At 72.1% G+C, this 25,230-nt stretch carries 15 protein-coding genes; 8 read left to right on the top strand and 7 right to left on the bottom strand.

Translation table 11 applies throughout. The features are described 5' to 3' along the window. Positions 1-256 precede the first annotated feature (256 nt). A complete protein-coding gene (locus ABZ836_RS12695; RefSeq protein ID WP_361141688.1) occupies positions 257-4,108 on the top strand; it encodes a bifunctional glycosyltransferase family 2 protein/CDP-glycerol:glycerophosphate glycerophosphotransferase in 3,852 nt (1,283 codons plus the stop codon). 1 nt (position 4,109) lies between these two features. On the opposite strand, the gene ABZ836_RS12700 is transcribed toward ABZ836_RS12695, so the two are convergent. Further along, positions 4,110-5,027, bottom strand: a complete 918-nt coding sequence (locus ABZ836_RS12700; RefSeq protein ID WP_356129348.1) for an endonuclease/exonuclease/phosphatase family protein — start codon at positions 5,025-5,027, stop codon at positions 4,110-4,112. Positions 5,028-5,131: 104 nt separating this feature from the next. On the opposite strand from ABZ836_RS12700, the gene ABZ836_RS12705 reads away from it, so the two are divergent. Beyond that, entirely contained in the window at positions 5,132-6,625 is a 1,494-nt protein-coding gene (locus ABZ836_RS12705) for a hypothetical protein (protein ID WP_361141690.1), read from the top strand. A 91-nt stretch (positions 6,626-6,716) separates the two neighbouring features. Beyond that, positions 6,717-7,853, top strand: coding sequence for a hypothetical protein (locus ABZ836_RS12710; protein WP_361141692.1), 1,137 nt, complete (start codon positions 6,717-6,719; stop codon positions 7,851-7,853). A gap of 101 nt (positions 7,854-7,954) precedes the next feature. On the opposite strand, the gene ABZ836_RS12715 is transcribed toward ABZ836_RS12710, so the two are convergent. From ABZ836_RS12715 to ABZ836_RS12735, 5 genes are all read right to left on the bottom strand, one after another. After that, the gene (locus tag ABZ836_RS12715; protein ID WP_361141694.1) at positions 7,955-10,084 is read right to left on the bottom strand and encodes a 3-hydroxyacyl-CoA dehydrogenase NAD-binding domain-containing protein; all 2,130 of its coding nucleotides are present in this window, start codon (positions 10,082-10,084) and stop codon (positions 7,955-7,957) included. Beyond that, on the bottom strand, positions 10,081-11,298 hold the full coding sequence (locus ABZ836_RS12720) for an acetyl-CoA C-acyltransferase (RefSeq protein ID WP_356129340.1): 1,218 nt from the start codon (positions 11,296-11,298) through the stop codon (positions 10,081-10,083). Before ABZ836_RS12720 ends, ABZ836_RS12715 begins: the two co-directional genes overlap by 4 nt. Before the next feature lie 202 nt (positions 11,299-11,500). Continuing rightward, positions 11,501-12,802, bottom strand: a complete 1,302-nt coding sequence (locus ABZ836_RS12725) for an HRDC domain-containing protein (protein WP_361141696.1) — start codon at positions 12,800-12,802, stop codon at positions 11,501-11,503. An 89-nt stretch (positions 12,803-12,891) separates the two neighbouring features. Beyond that, the gene (locus ABZ836_RS12730; protein WP_356129336.1) at positions 12,892-13,551 is read right to left on the bottom strand and encodes a response regulator transcription factor; all 660 of its coding nucleotides are present in this window, start codon (positions 13,549-13,551) and stop codon (positions 12,892-12,894) included. A gap of 431 nt (positions 13,552-13,982) precedes the next feature. Beyond that, positions 13,983-14,693: a DUF3000 domain-containing protein gene (locus ABZ836_RS12735; RefSeq protein ID WP_356129335.1), complete on the bottom strand. Its 711-nt coding sequence runs from the start codon at positions 14,691-14,693 to the stop codon at positions 13,983-13,985. 193 nt (positions 14,694-14,886) lie between these two features. Between ABZ836_RS12735 and hemE the strand changes: the two genes are divergently transcribed. Beyond that, a complete protein-coding gene (hemE, locus tag ABZ836_RS12740) occupies positions 14,887-15,936 on the top strand; it encodes a uroporphyrinogen decarboxylase (RefSeq protein WP_356129751.1) in 1,050 nt (349 codons plus the stop codon). A gap of 66 nt (positions 15,937-16,002) precedes the next feature. Here the strand turns inward: hemE and panD are convergent, their stop codons facing one another. Further along, positions 16,003-16,422: an aspartate 1-decarboxylase gene (panD, locus tag ABZ836_RS12745; RefSeq protein WP_356129333.1), complete on the bottom strand. Its 420-nt coding sequence runs from the start codon at positions 16,420-16,422 to the stop codon at positions 16,003-16,005. A 426-nt stretch (positions 16,423-16,848) separates the two neighbouring features. Here panD and ABZ836_RS12750 point away from each other — a divergent pair, with 426 nt between their 5' ends. From ABZ836_RS12750 to ABZ836_RS12765, 4 genes are all read left to right on the top strand, one after another. Continuing rightward, positions 16,849-19,044, top strand: a complete 2,196-nt coding sequence (locus tag ABZ836_RS12750; RefSeq protein ID WP_356129331.1) for a discoidin domain-containing protein — start codon at positions 16,849-16,851, stop codon at positions 19,042-19,044. A gap of 283 nt (positions 19,045-19,327) precedes the next feature. Then, positions 19,328-21,493: a discoidin domain-containing protein gene (locus ABZ836_RS12755; protein WP_356129329.1), complete on the top strand. Its 2,166-nt coding sequence runs from the start codon at positions 19,328-19,330 to the stop codon at positions 21,491-21,493. 83 nt (positions 21,494-21,576) lie between these two features. Continuing rightward, entirely contained in the window at positions 21,577-22,668 is a 1,092-nt protein-coding gene (locus tag ABZ836_RS12760) for a DUF1996 domain-containing protein (protein WP_361141700.1), read from the top strand. A gap of 118 nt (positions 22,669-22,786) precedes the next feature. Then, positions 22,787-25,228 (top strand): glycoside hydrolase family 3 C-terminal domain-containing protein, encoded by a 2,442-nt coding sequence (locus ABZ836_RS12765; protein WP_361141702.1) that lies wholly within the window; start codon positions 22,787-22,789, stop codon positions 25,226-25,228. Positions 25,229-25,230 lie beyond the last annotated feature (2 nt).

Consider the following 25,230-nt stretch of genomic DNA (forward strand, 5'->3'; position numbering starts at 1 on the left):
TTCCCCGGAGTTGGGAACGTCACTTCGGGCGTGTCGCTTTTGGGTCACTTGTGTCGTTCGTGAGCCCACGTCTGACCTTGACCGGCTGTAAGCGTGACATAGGATGTGGCGAAAATGTGCACTCGCGGGGCAGGGGAGGCCGCCGTCGAGTGAACGCATGGTGTCCGGCCGGCTTTCCGGGCGGATGCCGCAGGGGGGATGTTCACGCCGGCCGAAGGGTTCCAGGCGGACAGGGGAACTTCGTAGGAGTGAACTAGTGGCGGACCATCCGCGTCTGAGCGTCGTCGTGCCTTTCCAGGACGTCGAGGTCTATCTGGCCGAATGTCTCGAATCGATCGCGCGGCAGACGTTCCGCGACTTCGAGGTCATCCTGGTCGACGACGGTTCCACGGACTCCTCGACACGGATCGCCGCCGAGTTCTGCGCCGCCGACCCCCGGTTCAAGCTGATCCGCCAGGAGTCGCACGGACCCGGTCACGCCCGCAACACGGGCCTGCGCGCCATGCACCCGCAGGGGGAGTTCCTCGCCTTCATCGACGGGGACGACGTCATCCCCGAGTACGCGTACGAGCTGCTCATCCGGACCGTGGAGGAGTCGGGCTCGGACTTCGTCTCCGGCAACGTGCAGATGATGAACTCCACGAAGAAGTGGCAGTCCCCCCTGCACGCCGGCCCGATGCGGAGCAACCGCCGGGGCACCCACATCACCCGGTTCGAGGCGCTCATCTACGACCGCACCGTGTGGAACAAGATGTTCCGGCGGTCGTTCTGGGACTACCACTACATCGAGTTCCCCGAAGGCGTGCTCTACGAGGACTCCTGGGTGAACATGTACGCCCACTTCCGGGCCGCCAAGGTCGACGTCATCACCGACATCGTCTACTTCTGGCGGCGCCGCGAAGGCGGGGCGGCGCCCTCCATCACCCAGCGCCACACCGAGCTCTCCAACCTCCGGGACCGCGTCGCGGCCGTCCGGTCGGTCAGCCGGTTCCTCGGCGAGCGCCGCTCGCGCCTCTACGAGGAGAGCAAGCGCAAGTACGACCTGGCCTGCCTCAAGTCCGACCTGATGCTGCATCTGAAGGTCCTGCCGGACGCGGACGAGGAGTACCGGGAAGCCTTCATGCAGTGGGCGAACGAGTTCCTCGACGAGGCCGACCCGACCATCGTCGACGAACTTCCCGCGGACGCCCGCGTCAAGTGGCTGCTGGTCCGCGAGCGCCGGCTGCCCGAGCTGCTCGACGTGATCGAGTTCGAGCGCAAGGGCGGCCCCATGCCCGTGCAGCGGCGCTTCCACCGGTACCTCAACTACCCCTACCTCGGCGACCGCAAGGTCGGGCTGGACAAGAAGGTCTACCGGCTCGACAAGGAACTCTCCCTCCACGGGTCGCTCACCAACGCCCGCTGGACCTCCGACACCCAGCTGACCCTGACCGGCACGGCCTACGTGCGCTTCATCAACGTGCACAAGAAGCACATGTCGGTGAAGGCCATCGCGCTGCGCAACAAGAAGCAGGACCGGATGCTGATCAGCCCGGCCCGCACCGTGTACGCGCCCGAGGCGACCGAGCGCTCCAACCAGAGCCGCTACTGCTACGACTGGTCCGGCTTCGAGACGAAGATCGACACCAGCCGGCTGATGCGCAAGGGCAAGTGGGTCGAGGGCACCTGGGACGTGGCGGCCGGTGTGCTCAGCCGCGGTCTGTTCCGCTACCGGGGCATCGACCGCGGCGGCGCCGGCCCCGCGGCCAACCCGCCGTACCGTTATGTCGACAAGAACACCCGGGTGCTGCCGCTGTTCCTCCAGGGCAAGCTCAAGCTGCGCGTCGAGGTGGTGCGCTGCCGGATCACCGGGCACCGCCTGGTGGGCGACCAGCTGGAGCTGCGCGGCGTCTACCTCGGCCCGGCCGTGCCGGAGTGGGGCAAGTTCCGGGTCACCAGCATGAGCGGCGCCGGCCGGCACGAGGCGCGGGTCTGGTTCACCCCCGGCGGTGAGGGGTGGTGCACCTTCGCCACCCGGATCCCGCTGCGCGCCCTCGTCCCCGGCCACCGCGCCGACCTCCAGGCGGGCAAGGAGGTCCCGGCGTCGTGGAGCATGGGCAGCAACGGCTGGAAGACCACCTTCCACGTCGAGGGCCGCAGGATGACCATCTATCCGGTCATGGCCGAGGAGACCGCGGACGGCCACTACCGCGTGCCCAGGGGCCTGCAGACCCGGGAGGGCGACCGTGAGGTCGTCGTCCACCGGAACGGCTCCGGCTACCTCGTCCTCTTCGAGCGGGCCACGCTGCCCCGGGTCACCCGGTACGGCTGGTACGAGGACGGCTCCCTGGAGATCACCGGCCGCTACACGGCCGCCGACACGCTGACCGAGACCGAGTACCGCGACACCCACGTCGTGGTCCGCTCCCGTGCCCACGGGGCCGAGCGCGCGGTGCCGGTCGACTGGAACGGCAACGAGTTCCGCTGCGTCGTCACTCCCGCGGCGATGCGCACGCTGGCCGGTGACGTCCCCCTCGCCGCCGGCCGGTGGGACTTCTTCCTCCGGCGGCAGGACCACTCCTCGGTCGCCCGGGAGGACCGCCTCGAGGACCTGATGCTCAAGGTCGAACAGGATCTTGTAGAAACGTTTCCTCAGGAACACCGGGAGAACGGCCGGGGCTACGAGCTGCAGGCCGAGGCCTACGACCGGCTCTCGCTGCTGGTGCACTCGGCGATGCCCGACAACGCCCGGGGCCCGTACCGGCAGAAGATCCTGCGCACCAAGGAGTACCAGGCCGCCCGCCGCCGGCCGGTGCGCCCGGCGGTGCTCTTCGACGCCTTCAAGGGCACCCAGTACTCCGACAGCCCCCGGGCGCTGCACGAGGAACTGGTGCGGCGCGGCGCCGACCTGGAGCACCTCTGGGTGGTCCGCGACGACCAGGTGCAGGTGCCGCCCACGGCCGTCCCGGTGCGCATGTGGTCGCCGGAGTGGTACGAGGCCCTCGCCACCAGCCGTTACGTCGTCGCCAACAACCACCTTCCCGACTGGTTCCAGAAGCGTGAGGGCCAGGTCGTCGTGCAGACCTGGCACGGCACCCCGCTGAAGAAGATCGGCCACGACATCGAGGCCATCCACTTCGCGGACAAGCGCTACCTCGAACGCGTGGAGAAGGAGGTCCAGAACTGGGACATGCTCGTCTCGCCCAACAGCTTCTCGACCCCCATCCTCCAGCGCGCCTTCGGCTTCCCCGGGGAGATGGTCGAGAGCGGCTACCCGCGCAACGACATCCTGCGCAGGGGCGGGACCGAGCGGCGTGAGCAGGCGATCCGCGCCCGGATCGGGATCCCCGACGGCAAGCGGGTCGTGATGTACGCCCCGACCTGGCGCGACGACCAGTTCTACTCGCCCGGCAAGTACAAGCTGGACTTCCGGATCGACCTGGAGGACGCCCGTGCCCGGCTGGGCGGGGACCACGTCCTGCTGGTGCGCCGCCACCCGAACGTGGTGGACCCGGTGCCCGGGGCCGGCGACGGCTTCGTCTTCGACGTCTCCGACTACCCCGACATGGCGGACCTGTCGCTGATCACCGATGTGATGATCACCGACTACTCGTCCCTGATGTTCGACTACGTCAACACCGGGCGCCCGATCCTGTTCTTCACCTACGACCTGGACCACTACCGGGACACCCTGCGCGGGTTCTACTTCGACTTCGAGTCGAGCGCGCCCGGACCGCTGGTGTCCACCTCGGAGGAACTGGTGGCGGCCGTCCAGGACGTCGACCGGATCCAGCACGTCTACGCCGAGCGGTACCGCTGGTTCCAGCGCGAGTTCTGCGACCTGGACGACGGGTTCGCCTCGGCCAGGCTGGCCGACCGGATGCTGGTGGCCGGCGGCGACCTGCGGCCCGAGGACGCCCGGGCGCCGCGCGTCGGCACGGTCGACACCCGGCACGCCGCGCGGCCCATGACGCCCGTCCACCGGGCGCCCGAGTGGTTCACCCCGCGGCAGCGGGTCGTCCACCCCGGACAGTCCGGAGCCCAGGGCGGTCCGTGGGGCCGGCCGCACGCCGGGGAGGCCGTGCCGGACCACGGCGGAACCAGGCCGCCCATGGGCGTGGTCGTGTGAGTCAGTCCCCGCCGGTGCGGACCGTCATCAGCAGGGCCCGATGATCCGAGGCTCCGGTGTCGGACACCTCGCAGCCCGCGAGGGGAAGTCCGCTGAAGAGGTGGTCCAGCTTGTGGCCGGACACGTGGGTGGGGCGCCCGCCCGCGGCGGAGGCGGCCCGGTCGCACTCCCGGTACGCGCGGGCCGCGGCCGGCCACACCCAGGAGGCCGGGTCGCGCGCGCCCGGGGGCGCCACGTTGAGGTCGCCGCCGAAGACCGCGCGCCGGCCGTCCTGGGCGGCGAAGAGCGCCTGGAGCTGGTCGTCGCGGTACTCCCGGCCGGGGTGGGCGGTGTCACCGCCCGGAACCGTGAGATGCGCGGTGCAGACCTGGACGTCGTGGGCGGGGACGTCCGCGCACAGCAGGCCCCGCTGCACCCCCACGGCCGGCTGCGGCGACCGGACGACCCGCGCGGCCTCCAGCGGGTACGCCGAGAGCACGGCATAGCCGGCTTCGCCGCCGCCCGGGCCGTCGCAGCGCACGGTCGTCACGCGGCCGGAGGCGGCGCGCCAGGTGTACGCGCGGAACTCCGCGTGCCACGTGGCGCCGAGCCGCGCGCGCACCGCCTCCAGGTCCGCCGCGCAGACCTCCTGCAGCAGCAGGACACGGGCGCCGTCACCGCCCGCGGTGAGCTCCTCCAGCGCCTTCCGCTTGGCCGCCGTGTCACCGGTCGCCTCGCAGTTCCACTGCCGTACGCCGCACATGTTCCAGGTGGCGACCGTCAGGAGCGGCCCCGGCCGCTCGGCGGGCGGCCCGGCGTCCGGAGCGAGGAGCGCGCGGGCGCCGAAAGCCGCCGCGAGCAGCGCCGCCACGGCGAGCGCCGTCCGCAGAGCGGTGCCGCCGCGGCGGGATGCCTCGCGCCGACCGCCGTCCCGTGTCACCCCGGCATCATCTCCGGCCGGGCGACCGGTGGCCAAATCCCCTGTCCTCCCCCCGGGCGCCGGCGGCAGTGCGCTCGCGCACGCCGATGAGAGTGGTTCCGCAGATGTCCAACGCCGCCGCGCCGAAGGGGCGCCAGCTGATCCAGGGGATCGACGCCTCGGGCGCCTTCCCCGTCGAGTACCGCTTCGCGCACGCCAAGTCCGGCAACCGCCGCCTGGTGGTGGTGTTCGCCAACTTCGCCGCCCCCCAGGACTACGGCTGGTCCAACGGGGTGCTCGACCAGGTGCGGGCCAACATCCTCTGGATCCGCGACCGTTTCGACGGCATGAACTCCTACTACCTGTGCAAGGACATGGACTTCTCCCTGGAGAGGTCGGTGGCCGGCCTGATCTTCAAGGTGATGCGGGCGCTGGAGATCACCGCGGACGACGTGACCGTGTGGGGCGGCTCCAAGGGTGGCAGCGCCGCGCTCTTCTTCGGGCTGCGGTACGGCTTCCGGAACATCGTCTCGCTGGTTCCGCAGTTCGCCGTGGGCACCTACGTGCGGACGGTCCATCCCCAGGTGGCCCGCTTCATGCTCGGGGAGGGCGTGCCCCCGGAGAACGTGCGGGCGGTGGACGCGATCCTGCCCGACCTGGTCCGGTCGGGAACGCACCGCTCCGCCAACGTCTACCTGCTCTCGTCACCGCAGGACCAGCAGTACACCAGCCAGGTGGAGCCCTACCTGGGGCTGTTCGCCGGCTACGACAACTTCAACTTCATCTACAGCGAGTCGCCCTTCATCACCGACCACACCCAGGTCACCCGGCGCAACGTCCCGGCCCTGCTGGGGCTTCTCAACCTCCTGGCCGACGGCATCGCCCCGCGGCTGGGTCACGTGCGCAACGGCTACGAGGAGCCGGACCGCGACCGCTCCGGGATCGACGCGATGCTGGCCGCCGACGCGGTGGTCAAGGACGCCTCCGTCTTCCCCCCGCCGGTGGTCACCGGCCCCGCCCCCGGCGGTCAGGTCCCGGTCACCGGCTCCGTGTTCACCGGCCTCGCGCCGGGCGCGGCGCGGGTGAGCCTGTGGGAGAACGGCAGGTTCCTCGCGAACGTGCCGGTCGGGGCCGACGGCTCCTGGGTCTGGGAGCCCGCGCAGTGGTCCCCGGGCCGGCACCTGGTGCGGCTCTACGCCGCGGACGGGGCCGGCTTCCAGTCGCCCAGGACGCAGATCGAGTTCACCGCCGCCGCGGCCGGCGCCGCGGCCCCGTCCCCGCCGGTGTTCCCCTCCGGCCCGGCCCTGCCCGCCGCGCCGGTGGTGGGGACGCCCGCGTCCTACCAGGAGGTGCCCGCGGCGGGGACGCCGTTCAGCGGCTTCGCGGCGGGAGCCGCGCGGGTGCGGTTCCGGGAGGCCGGGATCGACCTGGGGGCCTGCCCCGTGGCGCCCGACGGCGGGTGGGCCTGGCACCCGGGCCGCCCCTGGCTGCCCGGGCCGCACCTGGTCGAGGTGGTGGCGGCGGACCACCACGGGGTCGAGGGGCCGCCCACGGGGGTCGCCTTCACCGCCGTCGACACGTCCGCGTCCCTCGGGTACCACGTTCCGCCGGGACGCTGACGCTGACCGCCCCGCCCCGCCGGGACACCGACCGCCCCGCCCCCCAGGGGACCGCCGCCCACGCCCGCACCGCAGAAAGCCGAAGCCGACCATGCCCACCACCCGCCGCACCTTCACCGGAATCGACGCGTCAGGCCCGTGCCCGGTCGAGTACCGCTTCACCCACTCCAAGAGCGGGAACCGCCACCTGACCGTGGTGTTCGCCAACCTCTTCGCCCCCGACGACTACGGCTGGGGCACCGGCGTCCTCGACGGTCTGCGCTCCAACATCCTCTGGATCCGCGACCGGTTCGACGGCGGCAACACCTACTACCTCTGCCGGGGCATGGACTTCTCGGTGGAGAGGTCGGTCATCGGGCTGATCAACCGCGTCGCGGGGGCGCTGGGGCTGACCCCGGACGACGTCACGCTGTGGGGGAGTTCCAAGGGCGGCAGCGCGGCGCTGTACTACGGGCTGCGGTACGGCTTCCGCAACATCGTGGCCAGCGTCCCCCAGTTCGCCGTCGGTACCTTCGTCCGGGACGTCTATCCGGACATCGGGCGGCACATGCTGGGCGAGGACCTGGCCCCGGAGAACGTGGCCGTCCTCGACCGCATCCTCCCCGACCTGATGGCAGCCGGCGCCAACCCCCGGGCGAACATCTACCTGGTGTCCTCCCCGCAGGACGAGCAGTACGCCACCCAGGTGGAGCCGTACGTGGGCATGCTCCGGCGCTACCCCAACTTCAACTTCATCTACAGCGAGTCCCCGCACATCACCGACCACGGCAAGGTCACCCTGCGGAACGTCCCCCCCCTGCTGGCGATCGGCTACCTGCTGGCCGAGGGCATCGCGCCGAAGTTCGGCGTGACCCGCCACAACTACGAGGAGCCGGACCACGACACCTCGCCCGTGGAGGCGTTCCTCGCGGCCACCAGGGTGCACCGCGACGCGGCCGAGTTCCCCGCCCCGGTGATCCTCCACCCCGCGCCCGACTCCCTGCAGCCGACCACCGGTGTGCGCTTCACCGGCAGCGCCGCGGGCGCCGTGCGGGTGAGCGTCTGGGAGAACGGCAAGTTCCTGGGCACGCCCGCGGTCGGACCCGACGGCGGCTGGTCCTGGGAGCTCGACCGTCCGTGGCCGGCGGGGCCGCACCACGTGAAGGTGTTCGCGGTGGACCAGGCCGGGTTCCAGTCGCCGCGCGCCGAGGTCGTCTTCACCGCGGCGGCCCACGCCGCGGCGGGCTGACCCGCGGCCCCCGCACCGGCAGCCGGGACGCGGGTACGCGGAAGGGCCCGGGACGCTCGGCGTCCCGGGCCCTTCCGCGTGGTGTGCCTACCGCGGCGGTGTCACGCCGGCACCGACGCCACGCCCGGCGCCAGGAACCGCTTGCCGTTCACCCGCTCGGAGACGCCCTCGCGGTCCAGGTACGGCGTGATGCCGCCCAGGTGGAAGGGCCAGCCGGCGCCGGTGATCAGGCACAGGTCGATGTCCTGGGCCTCGGCGACGACGCCCTCGTCGAGCATCAGGCCGATCTCCTGGGCGACCGCGCCCAGCACCCGCTCGCGGACCTGCTCCTCGGTGAGGACGACGTCGCCCTGCTGGAGGAGGGCTGCGACCTCGGGGTCCAGCTCCGGCTTGCCGGAGTCGTAGACGTAGAAGCCGCGCTTGCCGGCCTCGACGACCCGCCGGAGGTTGGCGGAGACGGTGAAGCGGTCCGGGAACGCGCGGTTGAGCGTCTCGGAGACGTGCAGGCCGATCGCCGGGCCGACCAGCTCCAGCAGCACCAGCGGGGACATCGGCAGACCCAGCGGCTCGACCGCCTTCTCCGCCACGGCCACCGGGGTGCCCTCGTCGATCACGTTCTGCACCTCGCCCATGAAGCGGGTGAGGATGCGGTTGACGACGAACGCCGGGGCGTCCTTCACCAGCACCGCGGTCTTCTTCAGCTTGCGGGCGACGGCGAACGCGGTGGCCAGCGAGGCGTCGTCGGTCCGCTCGCCGCGGACGATCTCCAGCAGCGGCAGGACGGCGACCGGGTTGAAGAAGTGGAAGCCGACGACCCGCTCGGGGTTCTTCAGCTTCGACGCCATCTCGGTGATCGACAGCGAGGAGGTGTTGGTGGCGAGGATCGCGTGGGCCGGGGCGACCGCCTCGACCTCGGCGAACACCTGCTGCTTGACGCCCATCTCCTCGAAGACGGCCTCGATCACGAAGTCCGCGTCCGAGAAGCCCTCGGCCTTGTCCAGGACACCGGTCACCAGCGCCTTGAGGCGGTTGGCCTTGTCCTGGTTGACGCGGCCCTTGGCGAGCAGCTTGTCGATCTCGGCGTGGACGTAGCCCACACCCTTGTCGATCCGCGTTTGGTCGATGTCGGTCAGCACGACCGGCACCTCGAGGCGGCGCAGGAAGAGCAGCGCCAGCTGCGAGGCCATCAGGCCGGCGCCGACGACGCCCACCTTGGTGACCGGGCGGGCCAGCGACTTGTCCGGGGCGCCGGCCGGGCGCTTGGCGCGCTTCTGCACCAGGTTGAACGCGTACAGGCCCGAGCGCAGCTCGTCGCCCATGATGAGGTCCGCGAGGGCCTCGTCCTCGGCGTCGTAACCGGCCTGCAGGTCGCCGTCCTTGGCGTCGGCGATGATCTGCAGCGCGCGGTAGGCGGCCGGGGCCGCGCCGTGCACCTTGGAGTCGGCGACGAACCGGCCACGCGCGACGGCCTGGTCCCAGGCCTCGCCGCGGTCGATCTCCGGGCGGTCGACGACGATCTCGCCCTTGAGGACGGCCGCCGTCCACACCAGCGACTGCTCGAGGAAGTCCGCGCCCTCGAACAGGGCGTCGGCGATGCCGAGCTCGAAGACCTGCTTGCCCTTGAGCTGGCGGTTCTGGCTCAGCGAGTTCTCGATGATCACCGAGACGGCCTTGTCCGCGCCGATCAGGTTCGGCAGCAGGGTGCAGCCGCCCCAGCCGGGGACCAGGCCGAGGAAGACCTCGGGGAGGGAGAACGCCGGCAGCGCGGCCGAGACCGTGCGGTAGCGGCAGTGCAGGCCGACCTCGACGCCGCCGCCCATGGCCGCGCCGTTGTAGTACGCGAAGGTCGGGACGGCGAGGGCGCCCAGACGCTTGAAGACTTCGTGGCCGCCCTTGCCGATCGCCACCGCGTGCTCGCGGTCCTTCAGCGCCTCGACGCCCTTGAGGTCCGCGCCGACGGCGAAGATGAACGGCTTGCCGGTGATGCCGACGCCGACGATCTCGCCGGCCGCGGCCTCACGCTCGACCTGGTCGATCGCCAGGTCCAGCTTGGCCAGCGACTGCGGGCCGAAGGTGTTCGGCTTGGTGTGGTCGAAGCCGTTGTCCAGGGTGATCAGGGCGAAGCGGCCCGCACCCAGGGGGAGGTCGAAGTGGCGTACGTGCGCCTCGGTGACGACCTCGTCGGGGAAGAGCGCGGCGGCGCCCTTCAGCAGCTCGGCGACGTTGCTCACTTGTTCCCCTCGAAGTTCGGGTTCTCCCAGACGACCGTGGCGCCCATGCCGAGGCCGACGCACATCGTGGTCAGGCCGTAGCGCACGTGCGGCTGGTCCTCGAACTGGCGGGCCAGCTGGGTCATCAGGCGCACGCCGGAGGAGGCCAGCGGGTGGCCGTAGGCGATGGCGCCGCCGTACTGGTTGACGCGGGCGTCGTCGTCGGCGATGCCGTAGTGCTCCAGGAAGGCGAGGACCTGGACGGCGAAGGCCTCGTTGATCTCGAACAGGCCGATGTCCTCGATGGACAGGCCGGCCTTGGCGAGGGCCTTCTCGGTGGCCGGGATGGGGCCGTAGCCCATGACCTCGGGCTCCACGCCGGCGAAGGCGTAGGAGACCAGGCGCATCCGGACCGGGAGGCCGTTCTCGGTGGCGAACTCCTCGGAGGCGAGGAGGGCGGCGGTGGCGCCGTCGTTGAGGCCGGCGGCGTTGCCCGCGGTGACGCGGCCGTGGACGCGGAACGGCGTCTTCAGGTTCGCCAGGTTCTCCAGCGTGGTGCCGGGGCGCATCGGCTCGTCGGCGGTGACCAGGCCGAAGCCGGTCTCGCCCGCGTCGGCGTTGGTGCGGCGGACCGAGATCGGGACCAGGTCCTGCTGGATCTTGCCGTTGGCGTACGCCTTGGCGGCCTTCTCCTGGGAGGCGACGGCGTACTTGTCCGCGCGCTCCTTGGTGATCGCCGGGTAACGGTCGTGCAGGTTCTCGGCCGTCATTCCCATGAACAGGGCGGACTCGTCGACCAGCTTCTCGCTGACCAGACGCGGGTTCGGGTCCACGCCCTCACCCATCGGGTGGCGGCCCATGTGCTCCACGCCGCCGGCGATGACGGCGTCGTAGGCGCCGAAGGCGATGGAGCCGGCGGTGGTGGTCACCGCGGTCATCGCGCCCGCGCACATGCGGTCGATGGAGTAGCCGGGGACGCTCTGCGGCAGACCCGCCAGGACGCCCGCCGTGCGGCCCAGGGTCAGGCCCTGGTCACCGATCTGGGTGGTCGCGGCGATCGCGACCTCGTCGATCTTCGCCGGGTCGAGGTTCGGGTTGCGGCGCAGCAGCTCCCGGATCGACTTCACCACGAGATCGTCGGCGCGGGTCTCGTGGTAGATGCCCTTCGGGCCCGCCTTGCCGAACGGGGTACGGACGCCGTCGACGAAGACGACGTCCCTGACGGTACGAGGCACGATGGCTCTCCTCCAGGGGTGTGCGGGGTGGCACTGCGGCACGCTGTGCGAGCGGACGACTGAGCGCCCGCTCACCCGAGTCATGCTACTCGCGGGTAACCATTGTGCCCACCCCGGGCGGCCGACGCGTCGAACGTCACACCCCGGCCGTGTTGCCGGCCGTGTCCCCGGGCGGCGCGGGCCGGGCCGCCCGGACCGGCGGTCACCCCTTCGCGGCGAGGGCGGTGAGCAGCAGGGGCGTGACCTGCTCGACCTGCCAGGGGCGGGCGCCGTGCGCGGCGAGCGCGGCGGAGACCGAGGACTCGTCGACCGTGGCGGGCGGCGCCCAGCAGACCCGCCGCACCGTGTCCGGCGCGATCAGGTTCTCCTGCGGCATCCGCAGCTCCTCCGCCCGCGCCGAGACCGCCGCGCGCGCCGCCGACAGCCGGGCCGCGGCCGCCGGGTCCTTGTCCGCCCACGCCCGCGGCGGCGGAGGCCCGGCCACCGCCTGCCCCGGCAGGGGCAGCGCGCTCTCCGGCAGCGCCTTGGCCCGGTCGACCGCCGCCTGCCACTGCTCCAGCTGGCGCCGCCCCATCCGGTTGCCGAAGCCGCTGAGCGCGGTCAGCGCCTGCACGTCGCCCGGCAGCGCCAGGGCCGCCTCCACGATGGCGCCGTCCCCGAGCACCTTGCCCGGGGAGACGTCACGGCGCCGGGCGATCCGGTCCCGCGCCTCCCACAGCTCCCGCACCACGGCGAGCTGCCGCCGGCGGCGCACCTTGTGCATGCCGGACGTGCGCCGCCACGGGTCCTTGCGCGGGGCGGGCGGCGGGGCGGTGGCGATGGCGTCGAACTCCTGGAGGGCCCACTCCAGCTTGCCCTGCCGCTCCAGCTCCTTCTCCAGCGCGTCGCGCAGGTCGACCAGCAGCTCCACGTCGAGCGCCGCGTACCGCAGCCACGGTTCCGGCAGCGGGCGGGTCGACCAGTCCACGGCCGAGTGCCCCTTCTCCAGCGTGAAGCCCAGGACGTTCTCGACCATCGCGCCGAGCCCGACGCGGGGGAACCCGGCCAGGCGCCCGGCCAGCTCGGTGTCGAAGAGGCGGCTGGGGACCATGCCTATCTCGCGCAGGCAGGGCAGGTCCTGGGTGGCCGCGTGCAGCACCCACTCGGTGCCGGCGATCGCCTCGCCGAGGGCGGAGAGGTCGGGGCAGGCCACCGGGTCGATCAGCGCGCTGCCGGCGCCCTCGCGGCGCAGCTGCACGAGATAGGCGCTCTGCCCGTAGCGGTAACCGGACGCCCGCTCGGCGTCGACGGCCACCGGACCGGTCCCCGCGGCGAAGGCGGCGACGACGGCGGCCAGGCCGTCCGCGTCGGCGATCACCGGGGGGATGCCCTCACGGGGCTCCAGGAGGGGAACCGGCTCCGCCGCCCGGGAAGCAGAAGTCCCGCCGGTTCCGCCGTCGTCCGGAGGGGCGCCTCCGGTGGTTCGCAGTGGACTGTCTGCTGCGGTGTCATGGGCGTCGGTCACCTGTCAAGGGTATCTGTGTACCGGGCACATGCACCGCGCCCGCCGAGGGAACGTTCCCTCGGCGGGCGCGGTGATCGAGTGATCGTGGATCAGTGGATGATGCCGGTGCGCAGCGCCACCGCGACCATCCCGGCCCGGTCGCCGGTGCCCAGCTTCCGGGCGATGCGGGCCAGGTGGCTCTTGACGGTCAGGGCGGACAGGCCCATGGAGACGCCGATCGCCTTGTTCGACTGGCCCTCCGCCACCAGCCGCAGGACCTCGACCTCACGGCCGGAGAGCTCGCGGTAGCCGCCCGGGTGGCTCGGGGCGCCCGGGGGACGGCGGTGCATGCGGTGGGCCCCGCCGAGCGGGGCGGCCCCGGGGCGGCCGGGGAGGCCGATGTTGGTACGGGTGCCGGTCACGACGTAGCCCTTGACACCGCCGGCCAGCGCGTTGCGCACGGCGCCGATGTCGTCGGCGGCGGAGAGGGCCAGACCGTTGGGCCAGCCGGCGGCCCGGGTCTCGGACAGGAGGGTCAGGCCGGAACCATCCGGCAGGTGGACGTCGGCGACGCAGATGTCACGGGGGTTGCCGATGCGGGGACGAGCCTCCGCTACGGACGAGGCCTCGATCACGTCACGCACGCCGAGCGCCCAGAGATGACGGGTCACGGTGGAGCGCACACGCGGATCGGCCACGACGACCATGGCGGTGGGCTTGTTCGGGCGGTAGGCGACCAGGCTTGAGGGCTGCTCGAGGAGAACGGACACCAGGCCTCCTGGGTGGGGGACGGAGCCGGCTCACGGGGGATGAAGCCGGGACGAACCGTGCTTGCTAGGTCACTGTCTGCTTCGGCACCGGACCCGTCCGCCTTTAGGGGGTGATCACGATTAGGTGAGGGGAAATCGGGGCAATTCGGACGCGCGATCGATCATCCGAAGAACGGGGCGAGTCGAATCCTGTCGACGGCCGGTCAGGCGAGGTCGGAAAGTGTCCGTATCGACAAAACCGCACGCGCGTCGCGGCGCGCCCCGCGTCGCGAGGGGAGGGGGCGCGTCAACAGCGGCGGGCGCGGCGGGCCCGGCGGGCACGGCGGACGATGCGGCGCGGCGGGGTGCGGCAGGCGGCGCGGCGCGGGCGGCACGACGCGGCGCGGCACGGGCGCCGGGCCGTGCGGAGGCCGGAGTGCGGCGGGCGGAGTTCAGCGCTGGGGGCGGGGGCCGCGGCGCTGGGGGAGGGGGACGACCGGGGCGGCCGGGGCCGCCGCGGGGCCGTCGGCCACGGTGGGGCCCGCCGGGGGCAGTCCGGTGACCTGGGCCAGCAGGTCGCACCAGGCGGCCAGGTGGCCCGCGGTGTCCGGCACGCCACCCAGGCCCTCGGTGGGCGTCCAGGAGGCCCGGATCTCGATCTGCGAGGCGTTCGGGCGGTCCGCCAGCGCCCCGAAGTAGTGGGAGCCGGCCCGGGTGACCGTGCCGCCCGCCTCCGCGTAGCCGAGGCCGCGGGCGTCGAGCGCCCCGGTCAGCCACGACCAGGAGACCTCCGGGAGCAGCGGGTCGGCCGCCATCTCCGGTTCGTGGAGCTCGGCGCGGACCAGGGTCACCAGCCGGAAGGCGCCCCGCCAGGCCTCGTGCCCGTCGGGGTCGTACAGCAGGATCAGGCGCCCGTCGGCGAGTTCGTCGCCCTCGTCGTCCAGCACCGCCGCCTCCAGGGCGTACGCGTAGGGAGCCAGCCGCCGGGGAGGGGCCACCGGCTCGAGTTCCACCCGCGGCCTCGGCCGCGCGGCCCGCAGCGCGTCGACGGCGGCCCGGAAGGGCAGTGGCGCCCAGGCGTCCGCATTCAGCTCCCGCTCCCCGTCCTTCCCGTCGCCCGCTCCACCGGCACCGTCCGTCAGTCGTCCCTGAGCCGCAGCCATGCGCCGAAGATACGGCTCGGCGGGTCCCCGCGGCGTGAAGGACACCCCCGCACCCGCGGTGCGGCCGCATCGCGCTGCGCGAACAGCTTCGAGGTTTGCCCGACGGGTCGTCCGGTCCTGTCCGGTCCCGGCAGGACCACCCCGGGGCGGTGTCGCGGGAGACGCGCCGTGGGACAATCGCCGCGTGAGTGTCATGGAGAAGCCCGAGAACCCCGCCGTCGCCGATTCCGCCTTCCTCAAGGCGTGCCGCCGAGAGCCGGTGCCGCACACGCCGGTCTGGTTCATGCGTCAGGCCGGGCGCTCGCTGCCCGAGTACCTGAAGGTGCGCGAGGGCATCCCGATGCTCGAGTCGTGCATGCGGCCCGAGCTGGTCACCGAGATCACCCTGCAGCCGGTGCGCCGGCACGGGGTGGACGCGGCCATCTACTTCAGCGACATCGTCGTCCCGCTCAAGGCGATCGGTGTCGACCTGGACATCAAGCCGGGCGTCGGCCCCGTGGTGGAGCAGCCGATCCGCTCCCGCGCCGACCTCGAGCGGCTGCGGGACCTGACGCCGGAGGACGTCTCGTACGTCACCGAGGCGATCCGGATGCTCACCGCCGAGCTCGGTCCCACGCCGCTGATCGGCTTCGCCGGCGCGCCGTTCACGCTGGCCAGCTACCTGGTCGAGGGCGGCCCGTCCAAGAACCACGAGCACACCAAGGCGCTCATGTACGGCGACCCGCAGCTCTGGGCCGACCTGCTGGACCGCCTCGCGGACATCACCGGTGCCTTCCTCAAGGTGCAGATCGAGGCCGGCGCCTCCGCGGTGCAGCTCTTCGACTCCTGGGTGGGCGCGCTGGCCCCGGCCGACTACCGGCGCTCGGTGCTGCCGGCCTCGCGCAAGGTGTTCGAGGCGGTCGCGCCGTACGAGGTGCCGCGGATCCACTTCGGCGTCGGCACGGGCGAGCTGCTCGGGCTGATGGGCGAGGCCGGCGCGGACGTCGTGGGCGTCGACTGGCGGGTCCCGCTGGACGAGGCCGCGCGGCGGGTCGGCCCCGGCAAGGCGCTGCAGGGCAACCTCGACCCGGCGGTGCTGTTCTCCACGCCCGAGGCGGTCGAGACGAAGGCGCGCGAGGTGCTGGACGCGGCCTCCGGGCTCGAGGGCCACATCTTCAACCTGGGTCACGGGGTGCTCCCCACCACCGACCCCGGCGCCCTGACCCGCCTCACCGAGTACGTCCACGAGCAGACCGCCCGCTGACGTACCGCCCGCCGAGGGTGCGCGGCCCCGCTTCGGCGGGGCCGCGGTGTTTCCGCCGCCCGGGGGTCAGACCTCGACGGCCTGCGGGCTGCGCCGCTGGTCGGTGCCCGGTACCGGCGCGGAGGCGTCGGAGCCCAGCGCCACGATGCGGTTCGCCTCGTCGACGTGCACCACCCGCGGCTTCATGCTCCGCGCCTCGGCGTCGTCGACCTGGGCATAGCTGATGAGAATGACCAGGTCACCGGGGTGGACGAGGTGCGCGGCGGCGCCGTTGATCCCGATGACCCCGGACCCCCGCTCGCCCTCGATGGTGTAGGTCTCCAGCCGGGCGCCGTTGGTGATGTCGACGATGTGCACGAGCTCGCCGGGCAGCAGGTCCGCTGCCTCCAGCAGGTCGGCGTCGACCGTCACCGATCCCACGTAGTGCAGGTCGGCCTGGGTCACCGTGGCACGGTGGATCTTGGACTTGAACATCGTACGCAGCATCGGGGTACTCCTGGAGGTAGGCTCCCTGCCTGCGTTCTTGCAGGTCAAGGGCTGTTTTTTCACCTTACAACGTGTCGCACGTGCGGGTGGCTCTTCCAAGGTTCTTCGGGACTCGTGCCGACCACCTGCTGATCTCGCCGACGCTTCGTCAGGTGGGTGGAGGTCGGCTCTCCCGACCTGCCGGGGCGTCGGCACAAGCCTACGCAGCCCTGCCCCGGAGGTGTCCCGTGAGGACCGTCACTGGCGGCCGGGGCGGAGCGGACCAGTTCCGGACCGGTTTCCGAGCAGAGGGACCCAGCGTATCGCGCGGTCTTAATGAAAGACGAAAGATAAGTGGTGACGGATCCTTGACGGTCCCCTCCCGTGGCGGGCAAGGTTCCCGAGAGCGCTCGCTCGTTCCCCCTTTCGTGCCCAAGGAGCCCCCGCATGGCTGTAGTTGGCATACCGTCACTGGCGCCGCCGCCACCCCGCAGACTCGTACGCCGAGGCATCGTCGGCGCGGTCGTCACCGCTGTCGCCGCAACGCTGCTCACCATCGCACCCGCCCAGAAGGCCGAGGCCGCGCCCGTACTGCTCTCCCAGGGCAAGCCGGTCACCGCCTCCAGCGAGGAGAACGGCGGCACGCCGGCCACCGCCGCCGTCGACGGCAACTCCGGCACCCGCTGGTCGAGCGCCCACTCCGAGCCGCAGTGGATCCGCGTCGACCTCGGTGCGACCACCAAGGTGAGCCAGGTCGTCCTGAACTGGGAGACGGCGTACGGCAAGGGCTACCGCATCGAGCTCTCCACCAACGGCACCGACTGGTCGACGGCCTACCAGACCGCCACCGGTGACGGCGGCACGGACACCGTCACGGTGACGGGCGACGCCCGCTACGTGCGGATGTACGGCACCGCTCGCGCCACCCAGTACGGCTTCTCGCTCTGGGAGTTCCAGGTGTACGGCGAGAGCGGCACCGGAGGCCCGCAGTTGCCCGGCGGTGGCGATCTCGGCCCGAACGTGCACGTGTTCGACCCGTCGACGCCGAACATCCAGGCGAAGCTGGACGAGGTGTTCCGGCAACAGGAGTCGGCGCAGTTCGGCAACGGCCGGCACGCGTTCCTCTTCAAGCCGGGCACGTACAGCAACCTCAACGCCCAGATCGGCTTCTACACCCAGATCGCGGGTCTCGGCCTGAAGCCCGACGACACGACCATCAACGGCGACGTCACGGTCGACGCCGGCTGGTTCAACGGGAACGCCACGCAGAACTTCTGGCGGGCGGCCGAGAACCTGGCGTTGAACCCGGTCAGCGGCACCAACCGGTGGGCGGTCTCCCAGGCGGCGTCCTTCCGCCGCATGCACGTCAAGGGCGGGCTGAACCTCGCGCCCAACGGCTACGGCTGGGCCAGCGGCGGCTACATCGCCGACTCCAAGATCGACGGCCAGGTCGGCAACTACTCGCAGCAGCAGTGGTACACGCGTGACAGCGCCATCGGCGGCTGGTCCAACTCCGTCTGGAACCAGGTCTTCTCCGGCGTCGAGGGCGCTCCGGCCACCAGCTTCCCCGAGCCCCGCTACACGACCCTGAACACCACCCCGATCTCCCGCGAGAAGCCCTTCCTCCACCTGGACGGCAACGAGTACAAGGTCTTCGCGCCGGCCAAGCGCACCAACGCCCGCGGCACCACCTGGGCGAGCGGCACCCCGCAGGGCGAGTCGATTCCGCTGAGCCGGTTCTACGTCGTGAAGCCGGGAGCCACCGCCGCCACGATCAACCAGGCGCTCGCCCAGGGCCTGCACCTGCTGTTCACGCCGGGCGTCTACCACGTGGACCGGACCATCAACGTCGACCGGGCGAACACGATCGTCCTGGGCCTCGGCCTTGCCACGATCATCCCCGACAACGGGGTGACCGCGATGCGCGTCGCCGACGTCGACGGCGTGCGCCTGGCCGGCTTCCTCATCGACGCCGGCACCGTCAACTCCCCGACGTTGCTGGAGGTCGGACCTCAGAACGCCTCCGCCGACCACGCCGCCAACCCCACCACCGTCCAGGACGTCTACATCAGGATCGGCGGCGCGCACGCCGGCAAGGCCACCACCAGCATGGTGGTCAACAGCGACGACACCATCATCGATCACACCTGGGTCTGGCGTGCCGACCACGGCGACGGCGTCGGCTGGGAGACCAACCGCGCCGACTACGGCGTCCGCGTCAACGGCGACGACGTCCTGGCCACCGGCCTGTTCGTCGAGCACTTCAACAAGTACGACGTCGAGTGGTACGGCGAGCGCGGCCGCACGATCTTCTACCAGAACGAGAAGGCGTACGACGCGCCCAACCAGGCGGCCATCCAGAACGGCTCCACCCAGGGCTACGCCGCCTACCGCGTCGACGACTCCGTCGACACCCACGAGGCGTGGGGCCTGGGCAGTTACTGCAACTACAACGTCGATCCGTCGATCCGGCAGCACCACGGCTTCAAGACCCCCGTCAAGCCGGGGGTGAGGTTCCACAGCCTGCTGGTGGTGTCCCTCGGCGGCATGGGCCACTACAACCACGTCATCAACGACACCGGAGCGTCCACGGTCCCCGCGGGGACCACGACCGTGCCGTCGATGCTCGTGTCCTTCCCCTGACACGCCGATCACCCGCTCGCCGGACGATCCGGCGAGCGGGCAGGCAGTGACTCCCCTCCGGTCCGGGTGACAGCCCGCGCCCCGGCCCGGAGGGGCCCGCGGCCCCGGCGGCCCGAACGCGGCGCCCGGCTCCCCCCCCGCACACCTCCGCACCCCCGTACGACCCGCTGCGACCGCGCCGGTCCCCTTCCGGTACGCCGCGCCGCGGCCACGCGCCGAACAGGGACCGGGGACCCCCTGGAGAGCGCTCCCCGTCCGGCACTCCGACCTGCCAGGAGCAGAAGTGTCCAGACTCTTCTCACCGGCCGTCCCGGCCCGCCGCGCCGGCCTCTCCCTGCTGACCCTCGGCGCGTTGACGGCCTCGACCCTCGGCCTCGCCGCACCGCCCGCCCAGGCGGCCGAGACCCTGCTCTCGCAGGGGCGGCCCGCCACCGCCTCGTCCCAGGAAGGCGCCGGATACGCCCCCTCGGCCGCTGTCGACGGCAACCTCACCGGCACCCGCTGGGCCAGCTCGTGGAGCGACCCGCAGTGGTTCCAGGTCGACCTCGGACAGCGGTCCGACCTGAGCCGCGCCGTGCTGACCTGGGAAGGCGCGTACGGCAAGAGCTACCAGATCCAGGCATCCGACAACGGCACGGACTGGCGCACGCTGCGGAGCGTGACCGGCGGCGACGGCGGCACCGACGAGGTCGCCGTATCCGGCTCCGGCCGCTACGTCCGCATGCTCGGCACCGAGCGCTCCGGCGGCTACGGCTACTCCCTGTGGGAGTTCCAGGTCTACGGCACCACGGGCGGCACACCGCCCGCCACGGGCGCGGTCAAGGTCACCGGCTCCCAGGGCGACTGGCGACTGACCGTCGGCGGACAGCCGTACACCGTGAAGGGCCTGACCTGGGGCCCGGCCATCGCCGACGCACCCCGGTACATGCCCGACGTGAAGTCGATGGGCGTCAACACGATCCGTACCTGGGGCACCGACGGCGGGACCAAACCGCTGCTCGACTCGGCGGCGGCCAACGGCATCCGCGTGATCAACGGCTTCTGGCTCCAGCCGGGCGGCGGTCCGGGCAGCGGCGGCTGCGTGAACTACGTGACCGACACGACGTACAAGAACACCATGCTGACCGAGTTCGCCACCTGGGTGGAGACCTACAAATCGCACCCGGCCACGCTGATGTGGAACGTCGGCAACGAGTCGGTGCTCGGCCTGCAGAACTGCTACGGCGGCGTCGAACTCGAGGCCCAGCGCAACGCCTACACCACCTTCGTCAACGACGTCGCGAAGAAGATCCACTCGATCGACCCGGACCACCCGGTCACCTCGACCGACGCCTGGACGGGAGCCTGGCCCTACTACAAGCGCAACGCGCCCGACCTCGACCTGTACTCGATGAACTCCTACGGCGACATCTGCGGGGTCCGGCAGGACTGGCAGGAGGGCGGCTACACCAAGCCGTACATCATCACCGAGGGCGGACCGGCAGGTGAATGGGAGGTGCCGGACGACGCCAACGGTGTGCCCGACGAGCCGACCGACGTGCAGAAGGCCGAGGGGTACACCAAGGCGTGGGACTGCGTCACCGGGCACCGGGGCGTCGCCCTCGGCGCCACCCTCTTCCACTACGGCATCGAGCACGACTTCGGCGGTGTCTGGTTCAACCTCCTGCCCGACGGCCTGAAGCGGCTGTCCTACTACGCCGTCAAGAAGGCCTACACCGGGTCGACCACCGGCGACAACACGCCACCGGTCATCACGAACATGACCGTCAGCCCCGCCTCCTCCGCCCCCGCCGGCGGCGAGTTCACCGTGCGCGCCGATGTACGCGATCCGGACGGCGACGCGATCACGTACAAGGTCTTCCTCAGCGGCAACCACGCGAACGGCGACAAGCGTCTCGTCGAGGCCCGCTGGCGCTCCACCGGCAACGGCGCCTTCGCGGTGACGGCGCCCGAGAAGCTCGGCGTGTGGAAGGTGTACATCCAGGCCGAGGACGGACGCGGCAACGCCGGCATCGAGACGAGGTCGGTCAAGGTCGTCGCCCCGCCGGTCACCGGCACCAACGTGGCGCTGAACAAGCCGACCACCGCGTCCTCCCACCAGGCGTCGTACGGCGACTGCCCCTGCGAGCCCGCCAAGGCCACCGACGGCAGGGCCGACACCCGCTGGGCCAGCGACTGGAGCGACCCGCAATGGATCCGCGTCGACCTCGGCGCCTCCACCGCCGTCCGCAAGCTCCAACTGGTGTGGGATCCGGCCTACGCCAAGGCCTACGAGGTCCAGGTGTCCGACGACGCCAACACCTGGCGCACGGTCCACTCCACGACGACCGGGAACGGCGACGTCGACACCATCGACGTCGCCGCGACGGCACGGCACGTCCGTCTTCACCTGACGTCCAGGGGGACGGGCTGGGGCTACTCGCTCCACGAGTTCGGCGTCTACAGCTGACGCACCACGCCAGGCCCCCGGCGGGGGCGGCGCTCCAACCCCTGCCGGGTCCCCACCCCCCACTCCTGGGCTGGAGGCCCTTCATGACATGCCGTTCGAAGCAACTCCCCGCGCTCCTTCTCGGCACCGCCCTCGTCGCATCGGTGCTCGGCCTCGGCACGGTCGCCACCGCGGCAGGCTCCGGTGACACCCCGGCCGCGTCGGCCGTCGGGCACACCGGGCACACCGGGCACACTGCGGCGGTGTCCACCCGGGCTTCCGGCGACGACCCCGACGGCGACGGATACATACCGGCCGTCCCCCCGGTCACCGACGTGACCCCGTCCCAGGCCACCCCGCCGCCGCGCTACCACAAGGAGTTCCAGGCCAACTGCGCCGTCACGCACACCGCGCCGGACGACCCGATCGTGTACCCGGGCCAGCCGGGCAAGTCCCACGACCACACCTTCATGGGCAACAGGACCACGCACGCCGGCAGTACGACGGCGAGCCTCTACGGGCGTGACACCACCTGTCTCGCGCCGGCCGACGCCTCCGCATACTGGATGCCCTCCCTGTACAAGGGGGACCGGAAGATCTCCCCCGTCGGCCCGCAGGTCATCTACTACAAGGCCGGCGTCACCGACTACACGAGCGTGCGCCCCTTCCCCAAGGGCCTGCGGTTCGTGGTGGGCGATCCGATGCAGAGCGCCCAGCAGTTCCGCGGCCACAAGGGCTTCGTCGAGGGCTGGGAGTGCGGTGACAGCTTCTTCAACACGGACATCCCGGCGACCTGCCCGAGCCGGCCCGACGTCCAGCTCAACCTCCGTATGCAGGCCCCCAGCTGCTGGGACGGAAGGTACCTCGACACCCCGGACCACAAGAGCCACATGGCCTACCCGGTGGTCAAGCCCGGCACAAACGACAACATGTGCCCCGCCTCCCACCCGGTCGCCCTGCCGATGATCGAGTTCAAGATGGCCTGGCCGGTCAACGGCGACATGAGCGACGTCCGGCTGGCCGGCGGACGCGGCTACTCCTTCCACTACGACTTCTTCAACGCGTGGGAGGAGCGGACCCTCAAGGCGCTGGTCGACCAGTGCATCGTCGGCGGCTTCCAGTGCGACGCGCGCGGCTACGACCTGTACCACCCGGAGCGCGCCGCGGTCCTGAACGCGGACTACCGACTGACCTGACCGGCCGGTGCACCGGGGCCCGGCCGCTCCCGCGCACGCGAGACCGGCCGGGCCCTCCGCCCTGCCCGGCGGGCATCGGCAGGGCCTTGACCGATTCAGCTGTCAGAGAGGGCGGGACATGGACGACAGGACGCCGGACGGGTACCTCGGCAAGCTGACCCTGGAGCAGAAGGTACGCCTTCTCACCGGCGCGACGACGTGGCGCACCGCGGGCGAGGCAGGCATCGGACTGCGGGAGATCGTCCTGTCGGACGGCCCGGCCGGCGTCCGGGGCGAGGCGTGGGACGAGCGCCGTACCTCCGTGCTGCTGCCCTCCGCCTCCGCCCTGGGAGCCCTGTGGGACGAGGCGCTGGTGGAGGAACTCGGCGGACTGCTGGCCGCGGAGGCCGTGCGCAAGGGCGTCGACGTGGTGCTGGCCCCGACGCTCAACCTCCACCGGTCCCCGCTCGGCGGCCGGCACTTCGAGTGCTTCTCCGAGGACCCGGAGCTGACCGGCCGTACGGGCGCCGCACTGATCCGCGGCATCCAGGCCCGCGGGGTGGCGGCCACGGCCAAGCACTACGTCGCCAACGACTCCGAGACCGACCGGCTGACCGTGGACGTCCGCGTGTCCGAGCGGGTGCTGCGCGAGGTCTACCTCGCGCCTTTCGAACAGGCCGTCGAAGCGGGCGTGTGGCTCGTCATGGCGGGCTACAACTCCGTCAACGGCACGACCATGACCGCCCACCCCCTTCTCGCGGAACCCCTCGCGGGCGAGTGGGGCTTCGACGGAGTCGTCGTGTCCGACTGGGGCGCCCTGCGGTCGACCGAGGAGCCGGCCCGCGCCGCCCTCGACCTGGCGATGCCCGGCCCGCAGAGCCCCTGGGGCGCCCTCCTGGTCCAGGCGGTGCGGGACGGACGGGTCCCGGAGGCAGCCGTCGACGACAAGGCCAGGCGGCTGCTCCGGCTCGCCGGCCGGGTGGGCGCCCTCACCCCGTACCGCCGGCGCCTCGTACCGGTGGGCCGCTCGCAGGGGACCAGGACGCTGCTGCGCCGGGCGGCCGCGGCCGGCTGCGTCCTGCTCGGCAACCGGGGAGTACTGCCGCTCGACCCGGCGGAACTCTCCACCGTCGCCGTCATCGGAGCGCACGCCACGTCACCCCGCGCACAGGGCGGCGGCAGCGCCGGTGTCTTTCCCTCCGGCGTGGTGACCCCCCTGGCCGCCGTCCGGGCCCGGCTGCGCGGCCGCGTCCGGGTGGTGCACGTCCCCGTGCCCCTCCCGGACGCCGCGGCCCCGCTCGACACCGACCGGTGCGACGACCCGAGGTCGGGCGCTCCCGGGGTGCTGCTGCGCGTCCTGGACGCCCAGGGGCGGGAACTGCACGCCGAGCACCGCCTCTCGGCCCGTCAGCTGGAGCCGGAACTCCCGCCGGGCGCCCACACGGTGGAGATCAGCGCGCTGCTGCGGCCACGGCAGCGGGGCACCTGGACCTTCGGCGTCGGGGGTTTCGGCCGGATGTCCCTCACCGTCGACGGACGCACGCTCCTGGACGGTGTGTTCCCCCGCGAGACCGACGACCCGGCGGTGGTGCACGTCAACCCGCCCGTGCGCGAGGCCTCCACGGAACTGTCCTCGAAGCGGCCCGTGCACGTGGTGGCACGACGGGAACTGGTCGAGGACAGCGGTCGCGCCACCGTGGTCACCGCGGCGCCCCCGCAGCCCGGCGCGCGGGACGCGGTGGCCGCCGCGGTGCGGGCGGCCCGGGAGGCGGACGCCGCGATCGTGTTCGTCGGCACCACGGAGCACGACGAGACCGAAGGCCACGACCGGAGGGAACTGTCCCTCGCCGGGTGCCAGGACGACCTGGTGCGGGCGGTGGCGGCGGTCAATCCGCGCACGGTGGTGGTCGTCAACAGCGGCGGCCCGGTCGAGATGCCGTGGCGGGAGGAGGCCGGCGCCCTGCTGCTCGCCTGGTTCCCGGGGCAGGAGGCGGGCGCCGGGCTCGCCGACGTGCTGTTCGGACTGCGGGAACCCGGCGGCCGGCTTCCGACGACCTGGGGCGCCCGCCTCGCGGACGCGCCCGTGACGCGCACGCGGCCCGTGGAGGGCGGCCTCGACTACGCCGAAGGTCTCCACATCGGCCACCGGGCCTGGCTGCGGGCCGGCCGCGCGCCGGCCTACTGGTTCGGCCACGGACTCGGCTACACCACCTGGGAGTACGAGGAGGTCGAGGCGCCGGCGAAGGCCACGGCGGGTGAGGCGTTCACCCTGCGGGTGCGCCTGCGCAACACGGGAGCCCGCGCCGGGCGGGAGGTCGTCCAGGTCTACGCGGCACGGCCGGAGTCGGCCGTGGAACGGCCCGTACGCTGGTTCGTCGGGTACGCCGCGGTCCGCGCGGAGGCCGGCCGGACGGTGACCGCCGAGGTCGAGGTGGTGCCCCGTGCCCTGCGCCACTGGTCGCAGGAGGAGCGCGCCTGGGTCACGGAGCCCGGGCCTTACCGACTGATGGTGGGCAGGTCGGCGGGGGACCCGCGGTGGGAGGGCGAGGTGACGGTCGAGCGGCGGGAGGTCACCGGCTGAGG

Origin of the sequence: Streptomyces sp. NPDC047130 (genome assembly GCF_040643475.1) — a bacterium.
Lineage (GTDB): Bacteria > Actinomycetota > Actinomycetes > Streptomycetales > Streptomycetaceae > Streptomyces.